The 12,540-nt window shown below is 62.1% G+C and carries 13 protein-coding genes; 8 read left to right on the forward strand and 5 right to left on the reverse strand.

What is annotated here, in order from left to right; all coding sequences use genetic code 11:
* Positions 1–119: 119 nt before the first annotated feature.
* Positions 120–1,334, forward strand: coding sequence for a DUF1501 domain-containing protein (locus tag AXW84_RS18635; protein ID WP_068236763.1), 1,215 nt, complete (start codon positions 120–122; stop codon positions 1,332–1,334).
* 166 nt (positions 1,335–1,500) lie between these two features.
* Here the strand turns inward: AXW84_RS18635 and AXW84_RS18640 are convergent, their stop codons facing one another.
* The 3 genes from AXW84_RS18640 to AXW84_RS18650 all read right to left on the reverse strand — a co-directional run bounded on the left by AXW84_RS18640 (position 1,501) and on the right by AXW84_RS18650 (position 3,783).
* The gene (locus AXW84_RS18640; protein ID WP_068236766.1) at positions 1,501–2,292 is read right to left on the reverse strand and encodes an SDR family oxidoreductase; all 792 of its coding nucleotides are present in this window, start codon (positions 2,290–2,292) and stop codon (positions 1,501–1,503) included.
* Between the two features lie 115 nt (positions 2,293–2,407).
* On the reverse strand, positions 2,408–2,776 hold the full coding sequence (locus AXW84_RS18645) for a cupin domain-containing protein (protein ID WP_068236769.1): 369 nt from the start codon (positions 2,774–2,776) through the stop codon (positions 2,408–2,410).
* A gap of 152 nt (positions 2,777–2,928) precedes the next feature.
* Complete coding sequence (locus AXW84_RS18650; RefSeq protein ID WP_236943165.1) at positions 2,929–3,783, reverse strand: hypothetical protein; 855 nt, start codon at positions 3,781–3,783, stop codon at positions 2,929–2,931.
* 232 nt (positions 3,784–4,015) lie between these two features.
* Between AXW84_RS18650 and AXW84_RS18655 the strand changes: the two genes are divergently transcribed.
* Positions 4,016–4,789 (forward strand): energy transducer TonB, encoded by a 774-nt coding sequence (locus tag AXW84_RS18655; protein ID WP_068236772.1) that lies wholly within the window; start codon positions 4,016–4,018, stop codon positions 4,787–4,789.
* A gap of 8 nt (positions 4,790–4,797) precedes the next feature.
* On the opposite strand, the gene AXW84_RS18660 is transcribed toward AXW84_RS18655, so the two are convergent.
* Positions 4,798–5,568, reverse strand: coding sequence for an alpha/beta fold hydrolase (locus tag AXW84_RS18660; RefSeq protein WP_068239701.1), 771 nt, complete (start codon positions 5,566–5,568; stop codon positions 4,798–4,800).
* A 260-nt stretch (positions 5,569–5,828) separates the two neighbouring features.
* On the opposite strand from AXW84_RS18660, the gene AXW84_RS18665 reads away from it, so the two are divergent.
* The 6 genes from AXW84_RS18665 (at position 5,829) to AXW84_RS18685 (ending at position 11,606) form a co-directional block, all read left to right on the forward strand.
* Positions 5,829–7,367, forward strand: coding sequence for an aldehyde dehydrogenase family protein (locus tag AXW84_RS18665; protein WP_068236775.1), 1,539 nt, complete (start codon positions 5,829–5,831; stop codon positions 7,365–7,367).
* Positions 7,368–7,454: 87 nt separating this feature from the next.
* Positions 7,455–8,660 (forward strand): AAA family ATPase, encoded by a 1,206-nt coding sequence (locus tag AXW84_RS23570; protein ID WP_071892302.1) that lies wholly within the window; start codon positions 7,455–7,457, stop codon positions 8,658–8,660.
* A 3-nt stretch (positions 8,661–8,663) separates the two neighbouring features.
* Positions 8,664–9,248, forward strand: coding sequence for a hypothetical protein (locus AXW84_RS18675; RefSeq protein ID WP_157887120.1), 585 nt, complete (start codon positions 8,664–8,666; stop codon positions 9,246–9,248).
* Between the two features lie 108 nt (positions 9,249–9,356).
* On the forward strand, positions 9,357–9,974 hold the full coding sequence (locus AXW84_RS25185) for a pirin family protein (protein ID WP_157887121.1): 618 nt from the start codon (positions 9,357–9,359) through the stop codon (positions 9,972–9,974).
* Entirely contained in the window at positions 9,944–10,204 is a 261-nt protein-coding gene (locus AXW84_RS25190; RefSeq protein ID WP_236943359.1) for a pirin-like C-terminal cupin domain-containing protein, read from the forward strand. Before AXW84_RS25185 ends, AXW84_RS25190 begins: the two co-directional genes overlap by 31 nt.
* Positions 10,205–10,418: 214 nt before the next feature.
* The gene (locus AXW84_RS18685; RefSeq protein ID WP_068236785.1) at positions 10,419–11,606 is read left to right on the forward strand and encodes a Gfo/Idh/MocA family protein; all 1,188 of its coding nucleotides are present in this window, start codon (positions 10,419–10,421) and stop codon (positions 11,604–11,606) included.
* Between the two features lie 77 nt (positions 11,607–11,683).
* Here the strand turns inward: AXW84_RS18685 and AXW84_RS18690 are convergent, their stop codons facing one another.
* Positions 11,684–12,253 carry a DUF4136 domain-containing protein gene (locus AXW84_RS18690; protein WP_068236788.1) on the reverse strand — a complete coding sequence of 190 codons (570 nt, stop codon included), beginning with the start codon at positions 12,251–12,253 and terminating at the stop codon, positions 11,684–11,686.
* Positions 12,254–12,540 lie beyond the last annotated feature (287 nt).

Consider the following 12,540-nt stretch of genomic DNA (forward strand, 5'->3'; position numbering starts at 1 on the left):
TCATGCAGAGCGCCGCAAAGCATCTCTCCCGCGGCTGTGACCATGATTAGTGAAGCAGTAGAGATGCTTCGTTGCGCTCTGCATGACCGTTCTCATCTTCTATTTATCTTATCCCCATTATGCAACGCCGCGAATTCCTCCAGGCCTCGGTATTGGCCAGCACGCTGCTGTTCGTGCCCAAAATGCTGCATGCCCTCGACCGGGGCCCGGGGCTGGCCCGGCTGGCCGACGCGCCGGGGGCCCGCCGCCTCATCGTGGTGCAGCTAGGCGGCGGCAACGACGGCCTGAACACCGTCATTCCGTACCAGAACGACCTGTACTACAAGGCCCGGCCCACGCTGGGCATTAAGGAATCGGAAGGAATCTTTGCCCTGGACAAAGGGATGGGCTTCCACCCAGCGCTCAAGGGCTTCAAGAACCTCTACGATCAGGGCTACCTGGCCGTGCTCAACGGCGTGGGCTACCCCAATCCCGACCGCTCGCACTTCCGCTCGATGGACATCTGGCAAACCGGCTCGGGCAGCGGCCAGAACCTGAGCACCGGCTGGCTCGGCCGCTACCTCGACTCGGGGGCCCCAGGGTGCCAAAACCCCTACAACGCCCTCGAAGTAGACGACACCCTGAGCCTGACCCTGAAGGGCAGCCAGCGCAAAGGCCTGGCATTCAAGAACCCCGACAAGCTGCACCAGCTCACCCAGAACCGCTTACTGAGCAAGGTGAGCCGCGAAACCGCCTCCGACCACCACCACGCGCAAGTCGATTACCTCTACCAAACGCTGGCCGAAACCGCGTCGTCGGCCGACTACCTCTACGACAAGTCGAAGGTGTACAAGTCGGCCGGGGCCTACCCCCAGTCCGAGTTTGGCAAGAACCTAAAAACCACCGCCGAGCTGATTAACTCCGGTGTGGAGTCGCGGGTGTACTACCTGGCCCTCAACGGCTTCGATACCCACGTGCGCCAGCACGAGCAGCAGCAGAAGCTCTTCACCGACCTCGGCGACGGCCTGGCTGCGCTGGCCGACGACCTCCAGAAGAACGGCCAGTGGGCCAACACGCTGGTGCTGGTGTTCTCCGAATTCGGCCGCCGCGTGGGCCAGAACGCCAGCAACGGTACCGACCACGGCACCGCCAACCCCGTGTTCCTCCTCGGCGGCAGCCTCCAACAAAGAGGCGTCCTTAACGACGCCCCCGACCTGGCCAACCTCGACCAGGGCGACTTGCGCCACCAAGTCGATTTCCGCGGCATCTACGCCAGCGTCCTCAAAGACTGGCTCGGCGCCGACGACACGAGCATTCTGGGCACCGACTTTGAGCGGCTGCGCGGGTTGGTGTAGCATTTTGATTAAAGAGCAGAAACAAAAAATCTCGCTGTCATCCTGAACGCAGCAAAGGACCTGAGGACCGCGGAACAGCTTGCAGTAAATGGCTACTGCGCGCCGTTCTACAGTTCTCAGATCCTTCACTGCGTTCAGGATGACAGCGAACTTTCCTTATTTATCTCTACAACAACCCTTTAATCCACCCCCCATCCACCGGGATGGAGGTGGCGGTGATGTAGCTGGCGCGCGCCGAGCACAGAAAGGCAGCCAGGGCCCCAAACTCGCGCGGCTCGCCGAGGCGGCGCATGGGAATTTCGTTTTCCCAGCGGGCCTGGGCCTCGGTGGGCGCGATGCCGTCGCGGGTGGCAATGGCCTGGGCCAGGTTTTCGACGCGGGCGGTGCGGGTGTAGCCGGGCAGGATGTTGTTGACGGTAATGCCGAACGGCGCCACCTCCGTGGCCAGCGTGCGCGCCATGCCCGTCACGGCCGCCCGCAAGCTGTTGGACAGCATGAGGTTATCCACCGGCTGCTTCACGCTGATGGACGTGATGTTGAGGATGCGGCCCCAGCCCTGCGCCTTCATGCCGGGCAGCACGGCGCGCGTCAGCTCCACCACGCTGGTGAGCAGCAGGCGGGTGGCGGCATCCCACATTTCGGCCGTAAGGCCGTCGAATCCCCCAGCCGGGGGCCCCCCGGCGTTGGTCACCAATACATCGACGCGGCCGAAGCGGGCCAGCGCCGCCGCCACCACCGCGGCGGGGGCCCCGGGCGCGGACAGGTCGGCGGGCACGGCCAGCACCGGCACGCCGCTGGCGGCTTCGAGGGCGGCGGCCGTGGCCCGTAGCTCGGCTTCGCCCCGGGCACAAAGTACTAAGTGCGCGCCTTCGGCAGCTAGCTCTTCAGCCACGGCGCGGCCCAGGCCTTTGCTGGCGGCGGCCACTAGCGCAATCTTGCCTTTTAAGCCTAAGTCCATTTCAGTTGCTCGTTGTCAGTTGTCAGTCGCTCGCTGCCAGTTGTGAGTTGCCAGTTATTAGTTGCCGGTTATTGGTTTACCCCGCACTAACAACTGACAACGGGCAACTAAAGCATTAGCGCAGGTAGGCGTCGGTCTTGTCGATCCAATCCTGGCGGGGCGGGCTGAAGATGTCCACGTCGAGCGTGTCCTCCAGGGCCTCGGCCGCGTGCGGCACGTTGGACGGGATGTGGAGCACTTCGCCGGCTCGCACGATGATTTCCTGGGCCTGGTCGTCGCCGAGGTAGAAGCGCAGGGCCCCTTCGAGGATGTAGGTAATCTGCTCGTTTTCGTGGTGGTGCTTGGGCACGAGGGCCCCCTTTTTGAGGTACACGTGGGCGAGCATCGTTTTGTCGCCGGTGATGAAGCGGCGCGAAATCAAGTCCGTCATGCGCTCCTCGGGCATGTCGTCCCAACGGTAGAAGGCAACCTGGTCATTTAACATTTATCAATCAGCATTTAACAGGTGAAATCCAATAGAAACGGCCCGCCGCCCTTTTGCCAAAGCAAGGGGCGGCGGGCCGAAAGTAGGGTAAATATTCCGTTGCCCTCCGGCAGGAATGTCTGTTAAATGCTAATTGATAAATATCAAGTGACTCACAGCGGCACGTTGAAGCCGAAGGCGTAGATGGCCTGCGCCGAGGTAAATACGTGCGTTACGCGGCCTACTTTATCGGCCCCGATCCAGGTGTTGGTGTAGTCGGCAAAGGCGCCCTGCACGTCGCCCTGCAAGAAAAAGTACTTGTAGATGTCGAGCTTCAGGCCGGCGCTGGTGCCCACCACCCAGCCGTGGTAGTGGAAGGGCCCCTCCTGGTGGCTGCCGAAGATGGTGGAGATGGTGTAGGAAATCATGGGGCCCCCGCCGATTTTGCCGATGGCGCTGAGCTGCAGGTGCTTGCCCACAATCAGCTTTTGGCGCTTCACCAGGTTCACCATCAGGTAGTTGTTGCCGTTGGTGTGCTGGAGGTGCACGAAGTCGGGCGTCACCAGCGTGTCCTTGTCGATGTAGTGGCCGCGGATGTTGCCGCGCACGTGGATGATTTGGTTGTCGTCGACCACGTACTTCAAGTGGTTCCAGCTCACCTCGATGCCCAGGTCGTGCTTGTCGTTGAAGAGGTAGCCCAGCGTGGCGTCGTACTGCGGAATGGTCAGGGACTTGAACTTCCAGAAGTCGCTCATGCTGGGGTGGTCGCTGGCGTGCGCGTTCACGAAAGTGAAGTCGTAGTTGTCCGTTTTCTGGTTCTGGAACCGGATGTCGGAGCGCGCGTACCAGTCGCGGTTGTAGCCCCAGCTGAAGTAGAGGCTGCCGCGGTGCTTGGCGCTGGGCGGCAAAATGATGGTGGGCGTCTGGGGTGTGGTAGCCGGGGCGGGGGTGGCCGGCACGTCGGTTTGGGCCCACACCGTTTGGGCACCGCCCAACAACAGGGCGGCTAGTAAGTAGCGAAGTTTCATCAATAAAACAGGTAAGCGCCGCAACTCCTCATCTCAGCCCGGCGGTAGATAAATCGGCCGTAAAGATACGGGCCGACGCCGGAGCGCCGGGCTTTTTCGGCCGCCGGGGCCCCGGCGCCCACGGCAAACAAGGCCGCGCATGAACGAAAAATGAGGATTTGTGACTCTGGGCTGCCCGGCGCCGCGCCGGAAGCCGCGTAGCTTGCGGTACCACTTTCCTCGCCTACCCCGCATGAAAAACCTGTTTACCGGAGCTGTTGCCGCCATCCTACTATTAGCCGCGGCTCCCTTGGCTTATGCCCAAACCGTAGTGCCGGAAGCTGCCTACACCGGGCCCCGCTTTCCGGGTGGGCCCGATTCGCTGCGCGCCCTCGTTGCTCGCGCCACTCGGCTGGCTGGCCCCGCGCCCGCGGGCCGGGTGGCCTTAGTCTTTGAGTTAGGCAACGGCCAAATGCCTTTCGCTTTTCAATTGGCACCGCCGCCCAAGCCAACCGACCCCGCACTTACCAAGGCCGCAACAGCGGTCCTGAATTATTTGGACGCCAAAATGCCCGATTGGCAAGCGGGCCCGGTCGCTCCAAAGGCGGGGGCGGGCAGGGCCCCAAAGACGATTTTGGCCTTGGATTTCGCAACGGGCCAGGCAGCTCTCCCCTACGCCTACGCCGACCAAAACCCGGTATTCTCTGTGCCGGAAATGGGGCAGTCGCGCGCCAAGCCCCGGGTTGCCTACTCAGCATGGGACCTGCTCGGCTTAATCCAGCGCCAAACCCGCTACCCGCGCAATGCCCAGAACAACAACGAGCAAGGCGTGGTGTACCTGTACTTCGAAGTGGCCGAAACCGGGGCAATTGAGCGGCCCGAAGTGGTGGGCACTGCCAGCCCGTCGCTCGACGAGGAAGCCCTGCGTGTAGTCAAACTTCTCCCACCGGCTACGTCCCCCGCACTGCTGCGCGGCCAACCGGTGCGGGTGTACTACGTCCTGCCGGTTACCTTCAGAATACAATAGGGCCCCGGCTATTCCCCAAACACGGCGGCGGCCAGGGCCAGCACGGCGCGGCGGGTTTCCTCGGGCTGTTCGAGGTAGGCCAAGTGGCCGCTGCCTTCCAGGAACAGGGCGGCGGCCGTGGCGGGCAGCGCCGCTTGGCGCACCGAGTCGTCGAAGGGCACAGCCACGTCGTGCTTGCCGGCCACCGTCAGCACCGGAAACGCGGCGCGGGCCAGCACGGCGGTGCGGTCGGGGCGGGCGGCCATGCCGCGCAGGGCCCCGGCGAAGGTGGCGGCCGGCGTGGCCTTGCCAATTTCTTCGAGCAGCTCGCGGGCCTCGGCCAGCCGGTCGCGGTTGGCGGGCGCGAAGAGCGGGCGCACGAAGCTGTCCATGAACTTCTCGACGCCGTGGCGCTCCACGAAGCCGATGTTTTTCTCGCGGTTCTGGCGCTTCTCGTCGGTGTCGGGCAGGGCCGTGGAGTTGATGAGGGCCAGGCCGGCTACACGGCTGGGGTAGCGCTCGGCCAGGGCCAGGGCCACGTAGCCGCCCATGCTGTGGGCCACCAGCAGCACGGGGTCGGCGGCGCCCTTGTCGGTGAGGTACTGCGCCACGTAGCGCGCCTGGGCCTCCATGCTGAAATCGGGCACGGGCGCCCGGTTGGTGCCGTGGCCGGGCAGGTTGGGGGCCAGCAGCCGGTAGCCGGCCGGAAACGAGCGGGTGAAATCGGTCCACACCTCGCGGCTTTCGGCAAAGCCGTGCAGGAAAACGAGCGTGGGGGCAGTGGTAAGGGGTGCAGCCATGCCGGCAAATGTAAACGCCGGGCCCGGGGCCGCGCTTTTGGGCCGGCAATTGGCGTGCGGGGGCCCCAAAAATGACTCGGTTGGCGTGAGTAGAAATAATACATCCGCAAACGTTGCCGGGCCCGTTCGCGGGCATTTCGCCCCCCCGGGCCGGGTTGCTAACGCGTTGGCAGTTCCACGGGGCCCCGCACCGGCTTTTTTGGCAATAAACTCCGCCCTACCTTCCGCGTTACTACTCCGTCTCACTTGCCCAAAGCACCATGCCCAAAATCGTTTCGCCGCAGGTCGAATTCAGTTTCCTGCTGCAACAAGTCAAGCAGCACGCGCCCGAAATCTTCGACCAGGACGGCCACTTCCTCAACCTGCTCGAAGGCCGCTGGCAGGAGCCCGGCCAGCCGCGCGCCTTCCACTCGGCCATCGACGGCTCGGAGCTGGGCGGCCTGCCCATGCTCACGCACGACGTGGCCCTGCGCGCCGTGGTGGCCGCCAAGGCCGAAGCCGCCGCCTGGAGCGCCACCAGCCTGGCCGACCGCCAGCGCCGCGTGCAGGACTGCTTAGCCCAGTTGCGGCCAATGGCCGACCTCATCGGCAAGCTGCTGATGTGGGAAATCGGCAAAACCTACGCCACCGGCTTCACCGACATCGACCGCTGCATCGACGGAGCCCAGTGGTACGTGGAGAACATCGAGCCCATGCTGGCCGGCCGCCAGCCGCTGGGCCTGGTCAGCAACATTGCCTCGTGGAACTACCCGTTCTCGGTGCTTTTCCACGCCGTGCTGGTGCAGGCGCTGGCCGGCAACGCCGTGATTGCCAAGACGCCCACCGACGGCGGCTTCATTTCCCTGAGCCTGGCCTTTGCCGTGGCCCGCCGCTGCGGCCTGCCCCTGACGCTGGTGAGCGGCCCCGGCGGCGAGCTGAGCGAGGTGCTGGTGCAGGACCCGCGCATCGACGCACTGAGCTTTGTGGGCGGGCGCTACAACGGCCGCAACATCGCCGATGCCCTGGGCCAGAACCACAAGCGCTACATGCTCGAAATGGAGGGCGTGAACACCTACGGCCTCTGGAATTTCTCGGACTGGGACGCCCTGGCCCAGCACCTGCGCAAGGGCTACGACTACGGCAAGCAGCGCTGCACGGCCTACGTGCGCTTCGTGGTGGAGCGCCGCCTGTTCCCGCAGTTCCTCGAAACCTACCTCGGCGTCATCAAGGGCCTGAAGGTGGGCAACCCCACCCTGGTGGACAGCCCCGACGACAAGCTGCCCGAGCTGGCCTTCGGGCCGGTCATCAACGCGCGCCAGGCCGAAGACCTGGACCGCCTCTACGACAACGCGTTGCAGACCGGCGCCACGCCGCTCTACGACGGCAAGCTCGACGACAGCCTCTTCCTGCCCGGCCAGGACCGCAGCGCCTACCGCGCCCCCCGTGCCCTGGTGGGCCTGCCCCGCCAGAGCGAGCTGTACTACAAGGAGCCCTTCGGCCCCATCGACAGCGTGGTGCTGGTGGACCGCGTGGAGGAGCTGGTGGGCGAGATGAACATCTCGAACGGGGCCCTGGTGGCCGCCATCGTGTCGGACGACGCGGCCTGGGCCGCCCGCACGGCCAAGGAAATCCGCGCCTTCAAGGTGGGCGTGAACGGCCTGCGCTCGCGCGGCGACCGGGCCGAGGTATTCGGCGGCCTGGGCGAGTCGTGGAAAGGCGCCTTCGTGGGCGGGGCCCTGCTGGTGGAGGCCGTCACGCAGGGCAAGGCCCCCGTGCTCGGCAACTACCCCGACGCCACGCTGCTGCCGGAGAAAATCTAGCAGCGCCCGAAACGGTTACCCACGCGGCGGTTCCGGCAACGGGGCCGCCACGTGCTATTTTTGGCCCTATCCTAATTCGTATTGGTTATGAACGAGCAACTGATTGTCAAAAACTTTGGCCCCATTAAAGACGCCACGGTGGACTTTAAGCGGGTAACGGTTTTTATAGGGCCCACGGGTGGCGGGAAGAGTACGCTGGCGAAGTTGGCGGCCGTATTTAGAGATAATGAATTTATGAATTCTCTAGCTAAAGAGCGAGAGCTGTTTTTCAAAGACTTTTCAATAGATAAGTATTTCAAAAAGGGTTCTAATATAATTTGGGGCGATAAAGTAATTTCTTTCTCTATGGGTAAGGAATACGGCAAAGATTCATCGAATGCACCTCTTCCTGAACTACAACCTATCAATACAGAATTTTTAACACGATTATCCAGTACCCCTGATTTTATGAAGCTGGTAAATGATTATAAAAGTGCGAGAAATTCAGCCATTCACAATGAAACAAGTCAGACGACGGCTGATAAGCTTGCAAGAATGTTTATGAAATTCTTTACAGTTAATAGGCTTCAAAAGAACATATATATTCCAACGGATAGAATATTTGTGCCAGCTGTAGAGTATTCTTGGGCTGGTCTTTTAAGAGATGATATTGGGCTACCGAAAATCTTATTAAATTTTGCAAACGATTTTTCTGTTGCAAAAGCGCAAGTAAAAAAACTTGCCATAGGATTCTTGAATATTGATTATGTCCATCGCAATGGACAGGATTTTATCAAAATGCCTGGCAGCGCAATTCTTCTCCGTCTTTACGAAACTGCCAGCGGTATTCAATCCGTCACACCGTTGCTAGTATTACTGGAGTACGTCAGCCGCAATACTGAGCAAGCACAGAGCTTTATCGTTGAAGAGCCGGAGCTGAACCTCTATCCCACCGCCCAACAAGGGCTGCTGAACTGGCTGGTGGAAAAATGCACGAAGGGCGAAAACGACCTGACGATAACTACGCATAGCCCTTACATTCTTTCGCACTTAAATTTACTGCTTTATGCGCACCACGTCGGTAATAAAGATGAAGAAAAGCGCCAGAAAGTAGCAGCTATTATTCCTGAGAAATATTGGGTAAATCCCGATGAGTTTGCGGCTTACTACGTGAATGGTCCCGAGGGAGCAGGCGGTATCCGGTCGTTGCTAGACCCGGAAACTAAGCTTATTTCGCAGAATGAGTTGGACGCGGTTTCGGGTATTCAGGCCGATGAGTTTGACCAATTGCTCGACATTAATCGCGGCTTCTAGAAGATGCTGAATCCGCTCCGCGAATCATTCCGCGACCAGACGCGCGGCAACGCTTGCCAAGAGGCCATCACGGCAGTTGAGTTTTTCATACAAGACCCGCCTCCGCCCAGTACGGCTCCCTGTTTTCACTATTTGCCCCCGGCGCGCAACCGGTTTGATTTGCAAGTGCGGAATGCATCAGGCCGGTTGGTGCACCTCATCCAGATTGACCGCTGCCTGTACTCCGCAGCAGAAGGGCGGCGCTGCGACTGCCTGCTGTTGACCACCGAGCAAGCTTATTTTGTGGAGTTTAAGGCTGCCGAGCGAGATATTACCACCAGCGGCAACCTACGCTACGCCCGCGCTGCTGACTGCGTGGAGCAATTAGAACACACCATCAAGGATTTCATCAGCCGCGATATTATTCCGCCGGGGGCCCTGGTGATGGCCTATGCGTGCGTTGGGCGCACCTCCCAGCGGCCTTATCCCGGAGCAGATTTTCTGGCGTTGAGTGCTTCTTTCAACAATCGTTTTGAAGGCATACCCGTTCGGGTTCGCTTAATTGTTGAGAATGTACTTGTCATCAATAGAAGCACTTCCGCCGACTAATTCTCCTTATTAAGACATAACCTTTTGGGGGCCCGTGGCTTATAAAAGCCACTTTCCTCTTGTTCCGATTCTGCTATAGCTACCTCACCTTTCCGCCGCGTATTTCAGGTGATTGACGGCAACAAGAAAGCCGTTGGCGACGGCTTCGACGTGACCAGCCCCATGCCGGGGCCCCGCATCCGGCAGCTGAGCCCGTACCTGCTCATCGACCACATCGGGCCGATGCAGATTGCGCCCACTGAGGCGCCGCTCGGCTCGCCGCCCCACCCGCACCGCGGCTTCGAAACCGTGACGGTGGTGTACGACGGCTACCTGGCCCACCGCGACACGGCCGGCCACGTCGGCACCATCGGGCCCGGCGATGTACAGTGGATGACCGCCGACGCCGGCCTGCGCCACGCCGAGATGTACGACCGCGACTTCGCCCGCCGCGGCGGGGCCCTGGAGCTGCTGCAACTCTGGGTGAACATGCCCAAGGCCGATAAGCTGGTGCCGCCCCAGTACCAGGAGCTGCGCACTGCGGCTATTCCGAGCGTGCCGCTGCCCGGCGGCGGGGGCCACGTCCGCGTGATAGCCGGCAGCTACGGCGGCGCCACGGGCCCGGCCAGCACGTTTTCGCCCATGACGCTGCTGGACTTGCACTTGCCCCAGGGCGCCGACTTTGTGCTGATGCTGCCCGCCGCCTACAACGTGGGCTGTACGTGGTGCGCGGCGCGGTGCTGGTGAACGGCGAGCGGCCCGCCAAAACCCAGCAGCTCGTGGTGCTGGGCTGGAACTCGCCCGACGTGCAAATCACCGCCTCGAAAGACAGCCTCGTGTTGGCGCTAGCCGGTGCCGCCATCGAGGAGCCGCTGGCCACCTACGGCCCGTTCGTGATGAACACTAACGAGGAGCTAATGGCCGCCATTGCCGACTTTGAGAGCGGCAACATGGGCAAGTTTCCGGAGGACGAGTAGCCGGGGCCCCTCCTAAGCATTAATTAAGAACGGTCATGTTGAGCTTGCCGAAGCATCGCTCCCGCAGCAGTAATCCGTTTATTACTCAGCGGGAGAGATGCTTCGGCAAACTCAGCATGACCGTTCTATTTGGGTAAGTGCCTGACGCAAGCTCGACCATAACCCGGCGCGGCCATATGGGGTAAGCTGCATCTACCCCAACCTTCTGCGTGCTATGACCGACTTCCTCGCTTCTGCTACTTCCCGCCGCGATTTTGTGCGCACACTTTCGTTGGGCGCGGGGGCCACGCTGGTGGGTGCCAACGCTATGGCGGGGCCCCTGGGCTGGCTGGCCGGGGCCCCGGCGGCCGACCGCCAATTGGGCGTGGCGCTGGTGGGGCTGGGCAGCTACAGCGCCGGGCAGTTGGCCCCGGCCTTGCAGCAAACCAAGCGGTGCCGGCTGGCGGGCATCGTGACGGGCACGCCGGCCAAGGCCGCTCAGTGGAAGCAGCAGTACAACATCCCCGACGCGAACGTCTACGATTACAAGACCTTCGACCGGATGATTGACAACCCGGCCATCGATATTGTGTACGTGGTGCTGCCCAACGCTTTGCACGCCGAGTACGTGGTGCGGGCGGCGCAAGCGGGCAAGCACGTCATCTGCGAGAAGCCGCTGGCCACGTCGGCGGCCGACGCGCGCCGCATGGTGGCGGCGGTGCAACAAGCGGGCAAGCAGTTCAGCGTGGGCTACCGGCTGCACTTCGAGCCCCACAACCAGGAAATGATGCGCCTGGGCCAGCGCGAAGTGTTCGGGCCGGTGCGGCACCTGGCGGCCGACAACGGCTTTCGGCTCAGCACGCCCAGCTGGCGCGTGGATAGGGCCCTGAGCGGCGGGGGACCCCTCATGGACATGGGCATTTATTGCGTGCAGGGCTGCCTCTACACCAAGGGCCAGGTGCCGGTGTCGGTCACGGCCAAGTTCATTCCCAACCCCGACCCGAAGCTGTTTAAGAACGTGGAAGCGGGGCTCGACTGGCAGTTCCAGTTTGCCGACGGCGCCGTGGCCGACTGCCGCACCCGCTACACCGAAAACATGGAAGGCCGCCTGCGCGCCGAGGGGCCCCAGGGCTGGGCCGAGCTGACGCCGGCCTTTGGTTACGGCGGCCTGGCGGGCAATACCAGCCAAAACGACGGCCGGCTCAACCTGCCCAACATCAACCAGCAAGCCGCCCAAATGGACGACTTTGCCGACTGCATCCTGCGCAACCGGCCTACCCGCGTGCCCGGCGAAATGGGCCTGCGCGACGTGCAGCTGCTCGCAGCCATTTACCGCGCCGCCGAAACCGGCCAGCGGGTTTCGACCAAAGACGTACTCCAACTCATCGACCGCACCAACGCCGGCAAAGGCCTACCCAAATAGGCGGTCATGCAGCGCGCAGCGAAGCATGACTGTTCTTTTTTGCATTTGTTCGAACAGGCATTGGCGTAACCGGGGCCCTAGCGCACCCGCCCCGGAAACTTTGCAAACGCTTCGGCCACGCCCTTGTCAATCTGCTGGGCGGCCTTGCGCGACTTGCGCGAGAGGATGCTGGTGGTGGTGCCCTGCCACACCTGCTCCTTGCGGGCGGCGTCCACCACGTCGATGGTGGCCGTGCCTTCGCGGTACTGGCCGATGGGCACGTTTTGGGCCTGCCAGCGGTAGTTGCGCTGGCCGATGTAGTACGGGGCCCCGTCGTTGAGGAAGTTGGTTTCGCGGGTTTGGGTCAGCAGCTGGGTAGAGATGCCGATGTTCACCAATAGGTCGGGTTGGGCGGCCAACTGGTAGCCGCGGGCCTCCATTTCGTGGGTCACGGCCCGCTTCAGGTCAAAAATGTTCGCGCTCAGGTCGGCCGCCGTCGAATCATTGCGCGCCGTCTCGTCCATGAAGTTGTAGGTTTTGTAGCGCGTAAAATCGGTGCCGGTCTTTTGGTCGGTTTGCGTGGCCTGCGCCCACGCGGGCGCGCCTGCCGCGAGCCCCAAGGCCAGCGCGAGCAACGGTGTTTTCAGCAGTTGGAAAGGGAAAGACATGGCAAAGGGCAATGGTGAAGGCGGGGTAGAATCCCAAAACGTGTATTCATCAAACGCAGCCGGCGAAGAATTCATTTCCCGGGCGGCCCACCCACCAAAAGGGGCCCCGCCCACCAAAAGGGGCCCCGCAACCGTAGTCGCGGGGCCCCTTTTGGTAGCAGGCCAATGCCGGGAACCAGAACGGTTTTCAAGTCGGCGTACCCAGCGCGTAGAACGGAGCGGCACTTCGTTCGGCGTTCGCACGGGAACGGGGTGCTACTCCGTTCTACAGGCCCGCAATATCAGTT

Origin of the sequence: Hymenobacter sp. PAMC 26628 (assembly GCF_001562275.1) — a bacterium.
Lineage (GTDB): Bacteria > Bacteroidota > Bacteroidia > Cytophagales > Hymenobacteraceae > Hymenobacter.